Genomic DNA, 17,086 nt, shown 5'->3' with positions numbered 1-17,086 from the left:
CCGGAATGAAAGCCTAAGATCAACCGGCCTCTTGATTTTCTAAAAAAAGAGCGTCTTTCTCCGTCATACGGATGAATGACACTCTTTTTTATATCTTACTGCGTATCGCTTTTTTCCATGTCTTGCGTACCTGGGACTCCGCTATTTGTACCGCCATCCGTCATATTTTGCATGTCGGTCGATTGCGTGCCGGTTGATTGTGTATTGTCTGCGGGCGGCGCCGTTTGCCCCAACTGATCTTCTGAAATAATCACATAAGGTACGTTGTCGATCAGCACCTCACCCACCTTTTTCAAATCCAGCTTTTTGGTGAGTTTAAGGTTGACCGTGCTGGTATATGCATCTTTACCGCTAGGGTTGGTTGTCACATCTGCGCTGCCAGTATCGGGATTAGCCGAATCCAGCGTTGCTCCGGTTGCAGCTTGTCCGGCAGTATTTCCGTCCGCCGCCGTACCGTCAACCTGTGCACCATCCAAACCGGTCATTTCCCCTGAGGTACCTGCTGCACCCGTTCCGTCAGTTTGCCCTGCAGGAGACTTGGTTCCCGTGGTGGAATCCGCCCCGGACTGCACAGAATCTGCCGCGCATACATGCTCCAATTTAGGCGAAGACATTCTTACCATCACGCTGCCTTCTTTATTCTTGACGACGACTTCATCCACTTTAAAATCGCGACAGGATGCGGCCTGCTTGAAGTGGAATACGAGCTGGGTAACCCTGGATTTATCAGCATTTCTGACCGTCTTCGATGTAAGTGCGGGTACTTCTTTCACCACTTCGGGTTTTTTCGGCAGAAGGACCATGGCCGGCGGCGAACTTTTAACTTCCTCCGGCTCCGCTTTTGGCTTGGCAAATCCGCCGTTCACTTTGAGGATGATAAGCATGCCCCCGATCACGACGATCATCAGCGCGAGCACGGCCCCAAGTTTCATCGCCTTCGGGTTCCCGCTCAAGAACTTGATCATTGGCGAAGCCAGCTCGTTTTTGACCTTGGCATATACCGGCTTCAGCACGGGAGCAGCCGTGTCAAAATACTTGCGGACATTCTCCTTGTTTCTGAATGCAGCCGGATCATATTCCGTAAAATAGTTGATGATAGCCGTTGCGTAAGCCGGAACAAGACCGCGCGGCCGTACAAAAGCAGGCTCCTTCGCCGACCATTCGATGAATTCGTACACCGTTTCCGGCTGCGGAGCATGTTTGTACAGAAAGTCCATCAGCCCGTTATAATCCACCGCTTCACTATCAACGTCGTAGCAGAAAGCCAGCGTAATACTGCCGAAACGGGGAAGTCCCACTTCCGAACGCAGCCAATTTTGTCCCAGTTTCTGCACCTCATCCCGTTCCTCCGGAGAAAGCCCTTTGAGCAGGGAAGGCTCAGGATACGGATTCGAAAACCATTGATATGCCGCCAGCATAACCTCCGCTTTGGAGCGGGTCCGCGAATCAAACCGGGACACCCAGGAGCGGAATTCTTTCGGGTTGTTCAGGAACCCGATTTGCAGCAGCTGCTCCTTCGTAATTTTGTTCAGCTGGACGTCCTTCAACATGAATAAATTCGCCGCATAAAGCAGCCTGTCCACAAATGTGGAACCGCCTTCTACCAGTGCAAAACCATACTGCGGGTCCTGATCCAGCTCCATCAGCTGATCAAGCACCTGATTGGCCGCTTTGATCGGTTCGGCTTCCTTGCGGAGCTTGTCGATCAATTGGGCTTCCGCTGTCTGGGTGAAGAAAGTGCTGTTCAGAACGACCGGGTGCGTAACCACCCAGCGATGGATGAGTTCAACGGCATCCCGCGACTTTGCCGCTTTTTTCAGCCGATTTTCGATATAGGGATCAAACAGCAGCTTCGGTAAACCAGGGCTTGAAAGCACCCTTCCAAAAAAGGCGCGGTTCAGCTCCGGATCGCTTTCGATCATCGCGTAGATCGCCGACACCAGATCTTTGCGGTTTAAGGAAATCGCATTGTTCAATGAGCGGATAAAATACTCCACGATTTTGCGTTCGCTATGTTTCCGGTCCACCCGGTAATAGTCCTTGATGCATTCCATGACCTCGGACTCCGCAACTTCTCCTTGCTTGATGCGGTCAAACTCCAGGTCAAAGCTTGCCAAAAACAAATCATTCAGACGCATTTTGGTATGCAGGCTATCCGTTGGCGACAAGTAATCCAATATGCTGCGAAGAACAGACAGCTTGTTAGGTTCATACAGCTCGACCTTGCCTTCTTCGATCTGAAAAAGAACGGCAAGCTCGTGATAGCTGGCAATCGCAATCTGGCGGATCGGCTCCATATCTTTAAGCATCCGGGCGGCAAAATCATAAAAACGCTCCGCCCGGGCCGGATTTCCGATGTTATCCCAGGCAAAATCCAGATACGGCTGGTCATCCCAATCCAGATCGGCATTAAACACCCGTCCTGCCGCGAGCTCGAACAGAAAATCCTTTTCGATGCTCCGGTCGTTAAGACGCAGGCCGCCTTTTTCGACAAACATGATCTGTATGCCCTTTTTGCTTTGCGTCTCTTTGGCATAGGTCAAAAATCCGAGCTGCCGGCGGATGCCGTAAGGAAGGCTGGCAAACAACAGCTCAAGCAGCTGCTTCGCCTTTTTGGACAACTGCTCGATTTCGACATCAAGTACGATGTATACCTTTTTCTTGCCGGAAACCGATGCCATCGCCGCAAACAGCAGCTGCTTGAATACCTGCTCGTCGATCTTCAGCTCCTGCAGCAGGCCAAATGCCTGGTCGCGCGAGAGATGTCCGCCTTGTTCCATGGCCGGAATCGACGGCAATTCAGGCAGATCCATCCCTTGCTCGATGTCATACGTTTCAGCGAAGGAAGCATTCAACCAAGTGCGGTAATCGGACTCGGGTGCGTCCTTGAATTCCGCCGGAATCACGTAGTTATGCGTGAAAAAAGCGCTTCTTAGTCCGGTAAAGTCAGCCGGCTGGTATATACTCCGGCCCACGATCGTCTCGCCGGTTTCCAAATGAACCACATGCAAGGCATCCGGGTATTCTTGTCCTTCCTTGTCCGTTCGTGCCGTCAGCTCCGCCGGAGCGTCGTATTGGCAAAACGGATGCAATACTTTTTTGATGAAATTAAGGTCCAATCCTTGTGATCGCGCTATCGTGTCGAAACCTTCCGTCGTACGGAAAATACCGCGCCGCTCACGTGTATACATTTGCTGTTGGACCGTATTCGGGGTTAACATTATAACTCGTCTCTCCCCTCAATGTACTTCAATTTATACATCAGCCAAATAAACGGCTCATCCACGCGGATCGGGCTGACAACAGACTGCATTTTCTGATGTACAGGATTGCTGCCCAGCGCGGAGACCGCAAAATAGGCCGTATTGGAAAAATAAACATCCATCGTGCCTTTAAACGGACGGTCCACCTTTTCGATAAAGCGGCGAATCTCGCCGTCGATATTGGCAGACTCCGTCAAATTAAGCACCTTGCGGTGCACCATATTGTTAAATACATTGCTGTTTGATTTGATATACTCGCCATCCTCATCCTTCAAGGAATGAAGCATATCGCTTTTGGTCAATACGACGGCGGTGGGAATGTCGGTTTTCCCCTTATCCTCGTACGCAATAAAATCGCCGAACATGGTCAGGACCACATCCCGCGGTTCGTCATATTGCGATACCCATTCGCCGGGCTCGTCACCCATCTGGATGCGGATTTTGTCGCGAATGGATCGGATCTGCAGCGGGTCGACCATAAAAAGAATCCCCGCAGAGTTTTTGATGTGCTGGCCATGCAGGCCGAGATAATCCTCGTCAACCATCCCTTCCCCGGCAACATCAAAAAACACCAGCGTTAGCGGCGGTTTACTCTCATCCTTAAACACGAACTGGAAAATAAAAGGCTCCTGCATTCTCTCCTTCTGCGTGGAGGCCAGCAGTTCCCCGCGCTCAAACAGCGGTTCCTCATACATCGTCCGGAATTTACGGCTAATCTCCGCATTCAGCGGCATGCAGGCCGCATCGAAATGATCCGCCGTCGAGTGTTGAAGCGTATGGATCAGCGAAGTCATATATACTGATTTGCCCACTTGAGAGGCGCCGATAATCGAGATGATGTTGCTCGGCACCTTGCCGGATGTGACCGGCAGCTCGTTATGGCATTTCGGACACAAACGATGGCGCGTCACCACGCCGTACCGGTCGTTCAGGCCGACCAACACATGATCGGAATAAATATGGTGTTCAACAGGGATATCGTCCGGACGCAATATCGCCTCCATGTCATACACCGAATCCAGGCCAAAACGTTCGCGGTAACGATTGAGCACCTCATCTTCCTGAAGGGCGTAATCCTCATCGTCTTCACGGCTGTGCGCCGCGCGGAATACGACCTCGTCGGGCGCAAACTTGCTGAAGCAGAACGGACACACAATATCGTAAAAAAGCGGCTTTGGCTCAGCGGTCGGTTTCTTTTTGAACATATCGAAAATGCCCATTGGTTTCTCTTCCCCCTTTATGCTCATGGGTTATGCATAGAAGCCCCTCGGTTACGGATCGTTCTTTCGAAAAAGCATATGCTTACGATGTTAGCTTTCCTACGGAAAGCTTTTAGGCGAACGCAGCATATGCTTCCGAAGCAGCTTTTTTTCAAAAAGCTTTTAGCTTCTTCAGAATCATTTCTCCTAGGTTCAATATTCTAAAATGGTCCTCCTTTAGAATATTGAACCCTCTTGCCTATTTCGTATCCTTTTATTTAGTTCAACTTATATAGCTTTCCTTTGGAAAGCTTTTAGCGACCGCTGCTGCTTCTTCAGAACGATTCCGTCCCTCCGCTCCCTATGCATTTTTTATATAATAATTCCAAAACGAGACTTCTTAACAATCCCGTTGACAAAATATTCATGCCGGTTCATAGATGAACCCGTCAGCCGCTATTTTAATGAATCGGATTATATACGATTCTTCCTACTAATTATACTCCGAAAAAGGGGTAAAACTCTCGCACAAATCATAGAAATCCCTTTATGTGTCCAAACTGCCCAAAGTTTACCCTCAAAGCACCATCACTTTATAAGCCGTTACGAGTGCTGATTCCGCTATTAGAATTCAGTCACGAAAGCAGGTATCTCTAACGAAACTACAGAGCGCTATTACCTCAAAAACAAGAGCAAATGAAATCTAACGAAACTATAGATCGTTATTTGGGAGAAAATCAGGCTTGCAGGCACTTATCGAGCTTAATAGCGATACCCTGTTTCGTTAAAATTTCAAAAAGCCCTATTTGTTGTAAATAGCGATATCACGTTTCGTTAGAGATGAATCAGCCGGCTTCCTTCTCCTTACACACTCCCAGCCGAAACGTAGCTTCCCTAACTACGATGTCTTCACGAGTGCTGATTCCGTTTGCTGGAATCAGCCACTAACCTTCTCCCGAAATACCAAGCGGAATGTAATTTCCCGGAGAGTTTACGGGCTTCCTTTGAAATCGTGTTATGTCCTTGCGCTTCAACGGAGCAGGCGGAATCATTCTGGAGAAGCGATAGCGGTCGCCTAAAAGCTTTCCAAAGGAAAGCTAGCATCGGAAGCATATGCTTTGTCCCCGAACTTCGATGTCTTCACGAGTGCTGATTCCGTTTGCTGGAATCAGCCACTAGCCTTCACCCGAGATACCAAGCGGAATGTAATTTCCCGGAGAGTTTACGGGCTTCCTTTGAAATCGTGTTATGTCCTTGCGCTTCAACGGAGCAGGCGGAATCATTCTGGAGAAGCGATAGCGGTCGCCTTTGTCCCCGGATTCCAGCCTACAATTCAATCCAAAGGAATCCGGGGGCAACAGCGATCGGAAGAATGATCCGCATGCGTAGTGATGTACATTCATCCCGATAACACGATTTCAACAGAAGCCGAAGGGAATTACATGGAGCGCCCAAAATTACGTTTCCGGCACCAACTCATATAGCTGCCCATACCTCTTCCCATCGGTAAAAAACAGCCGCACATAATCGTTTTTGCCCACTTCGATTACCGGCAGCACATTTTGTCCGGCTTCAAAATCCGTCACAAAAGGATATAAGGTGCCGTCATCTTTATTCGCCGGGTAACCGCCCTCTTTTTTTACGTAACAAAGCGCTTCTTTAGGGATAGGGATTTCCGCCGTCACCTTGATCTGGACTGTTTTGTACTTTTGCAGCCACCCGCTTTTGTGGCGGATGGAGAACCATACCTTAGCTTTGCCGGTGCTGAACTCCCTTCGGTTTTGTCCGTCATGCTGGCGGATCAGCGCCGGTCCGTCCTCCGTTTCGGTGAATGCATATATGGTATACACAACCGTGCCGACGCCGTCGATCCGGTCATGATAGCCGTTGCTCGCTTTGTATTCATTTCGAGTATACAGCTTCAACCTGCTCATATTGGGCCGCCGGGCGTCCGACAACTGCTCTTCCCCTGCGATGCTTCGTTCGATGTAGACCGCCGAAATATCCTCCGGCCAGCGCCAGCGAAGCGTACAGCGGTCTCCATCCAGTTGATGGGTTACACCGCGAATGAGCAGCGAGCTTATATCCGCATCGATGAACCTCATCTTCTTCGCCTCCCGTGTCAAAATCCTCTGCTGCCGTTATTTTTGGATCGCCCCGCAATACCGGTTTGCGCACGTCCGGCCGAACCCGGGCGATGAAGTCCGGTTTCGAGCTTGCCATTCTCTTTGACCGGTATAACAAGCGTGAACAAGGCCAGCACGCCTGCAAGCACCAGACAGGATAACAGGCGGATCATTGCATCCTTCCAGCCTTCTCCAGTCAAACCGAATTCCAGCATCAAACCTGCCAACAGCCCGGACACCGTTCCCCCAACGCCAAAGCTGCGGGCCAGATACCGGTTGTCGAAAATAAGCCCCAGCGCCAGACCAATACCTGCACCGATCAGGGCCAGCGAGGCTACGCGCAGAATCAGGTAAACCATGCTGTCCTGGAGCGGTCCTGTCCGCTCGGTGACAAGCGTGCGTTCTCCCGCGTCTTTATAAATTTTCTGAAACACCGGCGACAAACCGTCGGCATTTTGCACATCGTAATACTGCCCGCCCGTTTCCTGAGCGATCTCTCTCAGCAGACTCGAACCTTGGGCTTGCACCAGACTGAGCCCGATGGTGTTCACTTGGATATGCTTCTGCTTGTACGGAGCAAGAGCCGTATTCAGGTCAACTTCGCTAAAGCCGTCGGAGAGCAGCACAACCATCGTCCCGCGGCCCTCGCCTTGACCTTCGATATGCTTCATTGTATCAGCTAAAGCCAAACTGATGTCGGTACCGCCATCCGTTGCGTCCAGCGCGTCGATTTCACCGATGACCTTATCCTTTGCCGCCTGATTTTTCAGTTTCATAAAAGGCTGCAGTAACGTTGTCCGGTCATTAAAGACCATAACGGCTACCCGATTGTCGCTGTCCATCCTGTCGATCAAATTTTTTGCCGCCGCGTAACGCCCGTTATCCGGGTCGGTTTCCTGCATGCTGCCCGAATTATCGATGACAAGCGCTATATCCTTGATCGGCTTCGATCCTCCGGCATTGATTTCATAAGCAAACTCCAGCCCTAAGCCGAGCACGAAAATCATAACGAGCGTGGCCGGCACGAGCAGCTTCCAAGAAGTTCCCGTATAACGCTGTCTCCAGGAAGGGCCGTTTAAACGCGGGGAAATGATTTCCGCGACCAGACAAGCAAGTCCGATAAACAAAGCCAACAGCCCGAAGTATAAGCCTATCACCACAAACCAAGGCCACTCGCCGCCCCACCGGCCCAAAATGACTTCCCCGACGGCAAAACCTACGGCGCCGCCAATCAGGCTGAAGAGCAGCAGGAGCAAATTCAATTTTCGCTGCATAATCGCATGCTTCCTTTCCATATTGGGATGGGAGCTATTACCTTAGCTCCGGCAACCGCTCAGGCTCGATGCCGTGGAATTCGTAACCGTTTTGGACGTACGTTTCGTAGTAGACTCTGCCGTTGCGGTAGTACATCAAGTCCTCCAGATGAAATCCGCCCATGATGTTCAGCTTCTCCACGCCGCTGCTTCGTTTCTCATGAACGACTCCCAGCTTATAGATGCGGGAAGTTTCGTCCGCGGAAAGGGCGTACCGGATAAACTCGCTTTCGGCATCCCCAAAAAAGTATTTCTCCTCATACCGGTGCTCCTGGGTATATTCCAGAAGACGCACATTGATGACCGCATTCTCCTCCAGAGTCCGGTACAGCTTTTTGAACAGTTCTTCTTTCGAAAGAACCTGCTTATTATTGTAATCCGTCGCGACATTGGCACGGTTCAGCAGTTCCTCTTCGAAGGTCTGATCCAAAGCGTCTGCTTCCAGCAGTTCCTTCCGGCACACTTCGGCAAGCCGCGTCAATACACGTCCCAAACCTTCTTCCAAAAGCTCCGCGATGCTTCCCATAAACCGTTCTTCAAAGAAGGTACCTTCGCCGCGCCGGGATTCCACATCATACATCATTTCAGCCGTAACGACCCCGTAATATTCCATAATGTTCTGGCCGATATAATCATCGGCTTGCCGGATGCTTGCGCGGGCAACATTCAAAAGCGTTTCCTGCAGGTTTTCCAGCTCCCGCGCTTTCCGCTTATATTCCGAATGAATCCGCTCAAGCTCCGCCTCGTAGATGCGGTAAAGCTTGAGTTCGGTTTCAAGGAGGAGAATTGCCCGTTTCCGCTGATATGCCGTTTCGAAGAAAAAACGGATAAAGCTGCGGATATTATGTTTCTCCATCAGCGGCCGTTTCGGAAACGGCTGTTCATCCACCCGTTCCTCGTAAAATCCGGCGAGCTGCCCTCTCTCCGCTTCCAAATGAGCCGACAGGTCCCGGATGCGGTTCTGCACTGCTTCAAGCACGCTGCCGGCGTTTTTTTCATCGGTCCATTCGACAACCGCAAAAATAGCGGCCGCGGACGGTTCATTAAGACGGGAACGAACCCAGGCCCGCAGCCGTTCCCCGGAATCCAGCTTCTGAAGCCGATGTGCGGCTTCCTGTACGTAATTGCTATGAAAGTAAGCCGCGCAACCGTCTCCGAACAACGCGTTCTCCGCTTCGCGCAGCGTCATGCGTTTCAAGGAGCCGTAGCTAACCGGATGCGTCATCATGCCGGTCATTTCCGCAATTTTGGTATCATCAGGCACAAGCTCCGCCGCACGTCCCGCTACGGAAACCGAGTCCAGGCCGAAAAAGGCCATCTTCTCCTGCATGCCCCAGTCCGGCAGGTTTTTCATCCGCTGCAGCAGCCCGCTGTAAAAATGATAAAGCACTGCGAGGGCGATCGATTCGTTAGGCCGCTTCACGCGCGCGAATCCGGCCGAAACATACCCCTGCCGTCCGGATTCGGTCATGATGTTATTTTTAAAGGAGGTATTGTTATATCCTCCCGTATTCATATCATAATGGCCTTCCTTTTGCTTGCGGTTCTTCAGCAAGCTGAGATGACAAATCATTTCATAGTTGCCCTGCATGCCGCCAGAGGCCGAAATGCCGCGTTCGTTTTTGTCTGAAAGCACATAAACCAGATCAAAAAGCGGTGCTGCATGATGCGTGACGGGAATGGACAAACCATCCTCCGTGAGATGCAGTTTGGCCGAAAAGCTGAAATCCGAACACTGCATCAGCTCCAGTTCTCTCAGAAAAGCGATTCCCGCCGCGCTGCCGTACCCGAAGGCCTCCATCTGTTCCCGCTCGCTGATCAGCACGTACAGATCCATCTGTACGGATTTGAAGGACTGGCTGAATATGGACTGCGCCAGCAGCGAAATTTCCGGTATGAACACATTAAGCGGGTCGTCGACCCGCGTAATGACTGAGAGATGAATACGGTCGAATGACGAATACAGCCGTCCGTAATCCGCTATGTTATAACTGAGCTGCCGCAGCGCGCGATTAAGTCCGTAAAGCTGCTCCTCATTCCGGTAAAAGGATTGATACATCTCCTTGCGCAGCCGTTTGGCGTCGCCTGCAGCCGGCGCTGAAGCCATCGTAAAACGGCTCAGCCGGAGCTTGGCTTCACGGGAGTCTCCCGGACTTTCCTGCAGGAAATCACGGCCAGGTGCATGCGCAAGGCCGGAGGCTTGGCTTTCCGATGCAGCCCCCGATGCACCCGTGCCGGTTCCCACGTGAAAATACATGACGCCGGCGCTGTTATCCCATTTTTTATGGTTTATTTTCATTATGGGTTCAATCGCACCCGCCGACTTGTCGCCGATGAACAGAAATACGGCCGGGTAATGGATGGTGCTCTGATCATCCCCTTTACCCGAAAGCCGATCCTGCTTAGCGGCATAATCCGCAGCGAACCGTTCCAATAATTGCTCCATCGTTATTTCAACCTTCTGAGAATATCATTTAATTTGGAAGATACCTGCTTGTAGAACTGATGGCGTTCTTCCCCGTCAGCCAGCTCCACTTTTTCGTATTCCAAACGGTCACGCGCTTCAAGGAACGCCTGAGCGAGCTCCTCCAGTTTGATGAGCAGCGGCGAAATATCTTCGGAGGCCGTCAGCTCGTTATCGCGGCGGGAGGCTTTGCGCAGCAGCGTGCTCCGGCTTTTCTCATCCAGCTCGCGGAAATGCTTGTAAACCTCGTATTCCACGTAATTGACGCTTTTCATCAGATTCGCGAACGGTTCCCAGGATTCTTCCTCCGGATCGCGGTCATAAACGTATAAAGCGCCCTTCTTGCAGATCGTTCCGGTGTACATCGCTTCGATAAAATGATCCAGCCATTTTTCTTCGTCCTGATTCCGGCTTATCACTTCTTCAAGCTCCCGCAGCTTGGCCGCAATCTCACGATACTTGGCCAGTTCGGCACGCATGCGCGTAATTTGCTCCGGCGAACGGATCAGATTCTCTTTGGCCATATCCTCATTGATGCTGCCGAAGATATCTTTAGTCCCTTCTTTTTCGAGGCCGGCTTCCAGTAAAGCCTTAAGCTCGATTGCGGCGCGCTTCACTTCCCCTAGATTCGGCTTGGAAGCTCCAAGCTGCATATCGAACGCGCGCAAAAATCCATTCAGGTCAAACGGTTTGGTATAGACCAGCGCATAGCGGTTGCTTGTGTTGTGATCGATATCTTTTTCCACAATAACCTTGTAACCAAGCGCCTCGATGAATTCGGCGCGAACGCGGGCGTTATAGCTCTGAACGCGTGAGTTGACGTAGGTCTCGCCCCAGGATTTTTCCGGAATCGGCGAAGGCAGATACGTCCAGTTGGCGCGGTCCGTTTGCACCAAGTGGCGGCCGACGCCTTCCTTGTCGAGAATTGTGCGTTCGTAGCTTTCTTCATAAACCTTCAGTGGCGTATAGACGAACAGCGGCACGCCGTTTTTCGTATTCAGCCAGAAGATCCGGTTTTTCACTTCGCTTTCCTTGACCGTAAAATTCGATTTGCCGACCGAGTTGTTCTGATAATTGCGAATCCCTTTCAGGATGCTTGGTGCTTGCACCGGCACGGATACAAACCCCCAGGAAGGGAAATACAGGTTGCCCGCGCTGTTGCTCAGATGGAATACCGGCACGGCTTCCTCATCCAGCTTGCTGGCAATTTTGCGCTCTACAAACTTCTCGATGGACTCCTCCTGGCCGAATTTCATCACCAGGAAATCCTCCATCGATTTCGTGATCAGGTCGCCGAATTTTTCCGTCAGGAAGTCCGAGATCGAGCTGACGATGTCGATTTCCTGCTCCTTGACCCATTGGTTGGAATGCTCCAGAAGCTCGCGGGCAAAATCGCGGATGAGATCCTCGACATCCTTTTGCTCCATCATTTTGTTAATGACTTTGGAAATATCAGGCACGCTGACAATGTTCCAATAGTAAGTTTTATTGCCTTTATGATCCTGCTGCTCTTCGCCGCTCAGGAGGATGTCCCCGTTTTTGGCAAAGATCGCGTTCAGGGCATTCAAAATTTCGGTATATACGTTATAAATGCGGTTATTTTCCTGATTCAAAAGATTATACAGATCCTCATAGAACTCGATCATCTGCTCGGTGCGTTCCACGTCCGCCATCAGCCAGTATTCGTTGATTTTGGCTTCAATGTATACGTTTTTCTTCTTATCCTTTGAGACAAAGGCGCTTTTCGCATCGCCCAGGCGTTCGTTCGCCTGCTCTCTCGCCGCTTCGATATCGCGCGGAATGCGGGTCAGGTTCTCACGAAGCGTCTCGATATAGGACAGCAGCATCTTCAGGAGGCAGAAGCCTTTTTCCGTGTATATCAGACGCGATACATAAAATGGTCCCTGCTCAGGATGCAGGAAAATGCGGCGGATCTGATCGCTGAACTGCTCCACGATTTCGCCCGGCAGCTGCTTTTTCGCCTTGATGTATTCCTCGCGGGCGCGGGCCAGGAAGTTCTGTTCCAGCTCCGTGTCCATGTTGACAACCTGATTTTTCACCACGTTGGTGTAGCTCAAACGCTCGCTGTTCTGATAGCCCGGAAGCGGCTCAGGCACGCGGGATTCGAACGTCTTCATCATCGTATCGAGATCAATGTTCAGCTTGCGGGCAAATGTCTCGACATCCTCCTGGCTCGGCGCCTTCTCGAACATCGTTTCCATTTTGCCGAACAGGCGATAGGCCAGATAGGTCGTCATTTCCTCGATCGGCAGCACCGCCGAAGACGCGCCGATAATGTTGTAATCATAGTTGGCCGGATAGGCTTTGTTCATTTGCGCGATATTGGTCCGGATATTGCTGATATAGTCATGAATGGCGAATTCTTCGCCGGACTGTTTTTCTTCGCTGGCCATAAAGTTGGTAATGTTCTCTGCGGTTACGTTCATGCAGTAGTCATACGCATTTTCCAGCAGCTTGCCTTCGGTATTCGTCGCCGAAATCAGATGGCACAGATTAAACGGCGGCAGCGGCGAGTTCACCGTCAAAATGTTGCCGTACTGCTGCTTGAAGCGTTCGCCCCGCGCATCGACGTTCATCCAGTAGTCAAGCTCTTTGAGCGCTGCATAGCCGTTTTTCTTAATGTATTCGCGCGTATGCTCGCTCAGACTCTTGTTCGACAGGTTGACGTCAGGCGTGAACAGGTAACCGAGCGTATTAACGCGGTCGATCCCGGCCGAGCCATGGTCGCGCTCGATGATGCCGCGCACGATATAGGCGATATCCAGGAAGCAGCCGCTGCCGGTACCACCGGAGAGGCCGGTAAGCAGAAATACCATCAGCTTTTTGTTCGTGCCGACGGACAATGTTTTGATCTTTTTGTCGATGGCCTGAACGACCTGGTTGATCTTTGTGAACAGAAGCAGGCGCCCCGCCTGACGCACGCCGGCCGCGCCGTTCATGCCGTCCGTGATGCTGAGCTCGGGAGAGAGCCAGTTTGTAATGTACGGCTCCAAAATGCTGCGGTTTTGCAGCAGCCCGCCGATTTCGGCGTTGGACAGCAATACGAATTCGTTGATCGAGTCCAGTCCCACGCCTCTATAGCGTTTATTCCGGTCCTGCTCATTCGTTTCAAAAGCCAGAAACTCCACATTGGACGGCTTCTCCATTTTTTTCTTGGAAAGCGGGTCCTCCGGCAGCCTGAAGCGCCGGTTGATCTGGTATTTCAGGCGCAAAAGCGCGTCGATTCCCGTACCTCCAAGGCCAATGATGAGAATCGGATTGTCGATCGTATCGACCCGGATTTTCTCGCTGACGATCCCTCCGCCCAGCGATACATCGAGCTGCTGTATATGTTCTCTTACTACCGGTTTCATAGTTTCCCCTCCTGAGAATGCCTCTAGGTTTTTTATGTCCGAATACTCGCACTTAAACCAAATATTCAATCAAAATCGTCTTATCCACTTGCGGCAGCGATACGCTAAGGCGGTCGCCGCTTTTAAGTTCCGCTCCGCGGGAGGCATCCACCGCCCGGCCCGATTTTTCGATCAGGCACGCCGAATTGTTTTGGATCATCAAGCGGTCGTTTTTGCCCGGCGTAAAAATCACCTTATCCGTTTCTTTGAGTTCCGGCGCCAGCTGAAGCAGCTGATGCAGATTGAACTTGCCCTTGAAGCCGGTCAGCTTCTTGTACTGCGGATATGTTTTTTCGCCCGTGTTCTCGTCGCGGATCTCCACAACCATCTGGCCCACAAAACCTTTATTCGCTTTGCGGACCGCTCCCAAAACGAAGTAGGCTGCCGCAGCCAAAGCGGCCAGAACAATGGCACCAATCACTACGGGCCATACTGGAAAAGGTTTCTTTTCCTCCTGACCCGCTGCGGGCGCACTTCCCGCGCCGCCAGCTTTTGCGCTGATGGTTACCGGCTTCGATTCGCGGTAAAAGCTTTTATCCTCGGCGCGTACCTTGAGTTCATATTGATGCTTTGCCTCGACGGTATAAGTACCTTCGAAATGGTCCCCTTTGTTGGCGAGTTCCACTTCTTTCGCATCTCCGGAATCGAGATCCTTGACGATCAGCTTTCCGTTCATATGTTGATAAAGCCCGTTATCTTTCAGCTTCTGGCCATTGCTGACCAAATAGGCATTGATGTCAATCGTATCGCCTTTCTTGACGGACTTCGACGCAAGGGGCGCCATGTCCAGTTCAAGATCGTAGTTGAAGATCAGGTTGATATCGATTTTATCCTTCGGAACGCCCTTCACCTGCAGCTTCCAGTCGCCCTGCTCCGGCTTTAGCAGCTTGATCAGGGAATAAGTTTTCGACTTGGAGCGCAGCACGTTTGCGGACGGAATCGGTTGATTGTTGCCCGATGGATCGGTTAACTTCACATCCACCGGTTTGCTCGACATCAGCGAAATATTGGCTTCGAGCACATTCGCATTCGGAACATTCACCGTGACTTCCTGATAGCTGCCGTTGGCCGTAATCGCAGTGACCGGCAGGATTTTCAGCTTCTGGTGGCTGGCGAAAATTTCGCTCAAAATATGCGGCAGATCATCAGCGGAGCTTGTCGAAAACGACTTGCCTCCGGTCTGATCCGACAAATCGGCCAGAGCCTTTTTGTTCAGCTTGCCATCTGCGTTCAGTCCAATCGTATAAATCGGAATGCCTTCGGCGCCCGCTTCCTTAACCGCCTGGCTCAGCTCCCGATCGGCCTGCGCTTCGGTTCTGCCGGACTTCGGATCAAGCTGGTTGTTGCCGTCCGCGAGGACCACGATCATCGGCTCATGCCCTTTTTCCGTCCCTTGCTTGAGCACCTTGACCGCTTCCTTCATGCCGACGGAAATATCCGTATACGCTCCCCGGTCAATCTGATCGATAAATTGTTTAAGATCGGCTTTGTCCGCGTCGGACTGAATTTCCAGCAGCGCTTTTTCACGCTGGATCTTATCGGTATAAGAGACGATGCCGACCTTGTCGCCTTGAGCCGACAGCATATCGATGAACATTTTCATCGCTTCGCCACTGAGATGGTGCGGGTCGCTGGTTTTCATGGAGTTGCTCGCATCCATGACCAGCACGGCGTCGATATGGGACGACTGCTGTGCCGCCGCTGCCGCCGCTGGCTGCAATCCTTCAGGCAGAAGCAGCAGGACGACTAGCAGCAGACTGAGTGCTATTTTATTTTTTCGAAACATAGATTTTCGTTACTCCTTCTCAAGTAAATTCAACTATTTTTTTAATCTTCGTTTATACTCTAGGAAAAAAGTCTTAAAAAATCCTTAAGAAAACCATAATTCGACTAAATTCTCCAAAAGATGCACTTTCCCAACGGACAAATCATTGTCCAGCTCAAGCCGTTCTATGAAAGCGGAAATCTTAAAAACTATGACTCCAGTGACACGGTAAAATGACGACAACGATAAGTTTGCTTCATTTTCCTACGAACTGGCGCAGCCGCAGGCAAGGCGACTAAAAACTGCCAATACTTTTATATTATGATATAATTAATGCTGGCAAAGTTCAATCACTGCGCCTTTCATACGGAATTTAGGAGAATAGTCCTAATCATATTTTTTTAATTTATTCCCCCCCAGAAAGGAACCCGAATTATGATTGCATACGGATGCCTCGGCATTTTGTTTCTCTTTATTGTGATAAAAATCGCTATCTATTTTAATAGACAGAAAAAGGCGCCCACGTCCGAGGATCTTGATGAAACATTGTTGACGATTTCGAACCCCAGGGGTGATCAGACATCATGACGAAGAAAAAACCGGTGCGCCTGCGCCCCTATTATAAGACAAGATATGCCTATGAAAAGTTAAGAGTTTGCAAACATTGCGGCGCGTACACGGTGCTGTGGGAAGATAAGTGCGCAAACTGCGGCAGGCTGGCCCTGATTCCTGTCATGAACCAAGCCCGCATCAACGCCAAACGTTCCATGCAAAACGAGCGGCTGATCGCTCTAGCGATGACGCTTATAGCCGTATTGTTCAGCCAGACCTTTCTGCAGATCGTTTCATGCCTGCTCGGCGGCATTGCCTTGACAGTGCTGCTTTGGCGCTTCCAGCGCAAAATGCTTGAGCCCGAAACGAGACGCCAACTGAACAGGCTGCTGCGGAGCAGCGAACGCCGCATTATCGAAGGCATCTATCTGAATCTTACGACAGCCTCCGCCGCCATTCGGGATGATGAGCAGCTCGGGTACGAAATTTTGCGGGAAATCGCCACGATCGTACACAATGACCGGATCCGGCTGCAGCAAATCATGCTGCTCCAGTCGTTTATGCTCCGCAAAGACATGGAACTTGTGCTCGAACCGCTGATGCTGGAGAACTTCGAGCCGGCCCTGGCGGAATACATCGGAGAGCTGGCCAAAATCAAGCGCGAGCTGATTAAGCACCAAGCGATCCGGTACGTGCTGGCGTACGAGCATGAAATTTTGCACATGAAAAACGGCGAAAACATCATGACAGCCGTCGCGGGCGCTACCGTACGCATGAAAACCTATGTTGACGCATATCCCGAGTTTATCCTCCGGTATGCCCGCAAACTTCCCAAAGACCGCTACCTCCGGCTGTATCGGCTGGTGCGCCGCAATCCGAACCAGTCGTGGAACGGACTGCGCGACGAAGTTTCCGCCATTTATAATGAAAAATACCGTTGGGATCCCGAATTTCAAAATTGGGAATAGGCATGTGTCCAAATTTTATTAAA

General features: G+C 51.0%; 8 protein-coding genes. 1 reads left to right on the top strand and 7 read right to left on the bottom strand.

The window, feature by feature from the left end; all coding sequences use genetic code 11:
* Positions 1-95: 95 nt before the first annotated feature.
* From L6442_RS02260 to L6442_RS02230, 7 genes are all read right to left on the bottom strand, one after another.
* Positions 96-3,221, bottom strand: coding sequence for a GAP1-N2 domain-containing protein (locus L6442_RS02260; protein WP_212978350.1), 3,126 nt, complete (start codon positions 3,219-3,221; stop codon positions 96-98).
* Positions 3,221-4,483: a hypothetical protein gene (locus L6442_RS02255; RefSeq protein ID WP_212978351.1), complete on the bottom strand. Its 1,263-nt coding sequence runs from the start codon at positions 4,481-4,483 to the stop codon at positions 3,221-3,223. The genes L6442_RS02260 and L6442_RS02255 overlap by 1 nt, the downstream gene beginning before the upstream one ends.
* A 1,436-nt stretch (positions 4,484-5,919) precedes the next feature.
* The gene (locus tag L6442_RS02250) at positions 5,920-6,567 is read right to left on the bottom strand and encodes a beta-mannanase (protein WP_212978352.1); all 648 of its coding nucleotides are present in this window, start codon (positions 6,565-6,567) and stop codon (positions 5,920-5,922) included.
* A gap of 17 nt (positions 6,568-6,584) precedes the next feature.
* The gene (locus L6442_RS02245) at positions 6,585-7,862 is read right to left on the bottom strand and encodes a vWA domain-containing protein (RefSeq protein WP_194233490.1); all 1,278 of its coding nucleotides are present in this window, start codon (positions 7,860-7,862) and stop codon (positions 6,585-6,587) included.
* A gap of 37 nt (positions 7,863-7,899) precedes the next feature.
* The gene (locus tag L6442_RS02240; RefSeq protein WP_212978353.1) at positions 7,900-10,347 is read right to left on the bottom strand and encodes a transcription initiation factor TFIID; all 2,448 of its coding nucleotides are present in this window, start codon (positions 10,345-10,347) and stop codon (positions 7,900-7,902) included.
* A gap of 2 nt (positions 10,348-10,349) precedes the next feature.
* Positions 10,350-13,739 carry a tubulin-like doman-containing protein gene (locus L6442_RS02235; RefSeq protein ID WP_194233492.1) on the bottom strand — a complete coding sequence of 1,130 codons (3,390 nt, stop codon included), beginning with the start codon at positions 13,737-13,739 and terminating at the stop codon, positions 10,350-10,352.
* 52 nt (positions 13,740-13,791) lie between these two features.
* Positions 13,792-15,564: a vWA domain-containing protein gene (locus tag L6442_RS02230; RefSeq protein ID WP_212978354.1), complete on the bottom strand. Its 1,773-nt coding sequence runs from the start codon at positions 15,562-15,564 to the stop codon at positions 13,792-13,794.
* A 563-nt stretch (positions 15,565-16,127) separates the two neighbouring features.
* Between L6442_RS02230 and L6442_RS02225 the strand changes: the two genes are divergently transcribed.
* The gene (locus tag L6442_RS02225; RefSeq protein ID WP_212978355.1) at positions 16,128-17,063 is read left to right on the top strand and encodes a hypothetical protein; all 936 of its coding nucleotides are present in this window, start codon (positions 16,128-16,130) and stop codon (positions 17,061-17,063) included.
* Positions 17,064-17,086: the final 23 nt, after the last annotated feature.

The organism is Paenibacillus azoreducens, assembly GCF_021654775.1.
Taxonomy (GTDB): domain Bacteria; phylum Bacillota; class Bacilli; order Paenibacillales; family Paenibacillaceae; genus Paenibacillus_AQ; species Paenibacillus_AQ azoreducens.
Note: the sequence above shows the minus strand (reverse complement) of the source record. Positions and strands in the feature narration are given on the sequence as shown.

What these genes read in the sequence shown, in the direction of transcription:
- L6442_RS02260 (WP_212978350.1), bottom strand. Translation starts at nt 3,221, where the DNA reads ATGTTAACCCCGAATACGGTCCAACAGCAAATGTATACACGTGAGCGG.
- L6442_RS02255 (WP_212978351.1), bottom strand. Translation starts at nt 4,483, where the DNA reads ATGGGCATTTTCGATATGTTCAAAAAGAAACCGACCGCTGAGCCAAAG.
- L6442_RS02250 (WP_212978352.1), bottom strand. Translation starts at nt 6,567, where the DNA reads ATGAGGTTCATCGATGCGGATATAAGCTCGCTGCTCATTCGCGGTGTA.
- L6442_RS02245 (WP_194233490.1), bottom strand. Translation starts at nt 7,862, where the DNA reads ATGCAGCGAAAATTGAATTTGCTCCTGCTGCTCTTCAGCCTGATTGGC.
- L6442_RS02240 (WP_212978353.1), bottom strand. Translation starts at nt 10,347, where the DNA reads ATGGAGCAATTATTGGAACGGTTCGCTGCGGATTATGCCGCTAAGCAG.
- L6442_RS02235 (WP_194233492.1), bottom strand. Translation starts at nt 13,739, where the DNA reads ATGAAACCGGTAGTAAGAGAACATATACAGCAGCTCGATGTATCGCTG.
- L6442_RS02230 (WP_212978354.1), bottom strand. Translation starts at nt 15,564, where the DNA reads ATGTTTCGAAAAAATAAAATAGCACTCAGTCTGCTGCTAGTCGTCCTG.
- L6442_RS02225 (WP_212978355.1), top strand. Translation starts at nt 16,128, where the DNA reads ATGACGAAGAAAAAACCGGTGCGCCTGCGCCCCTATTATAAGACAAGA.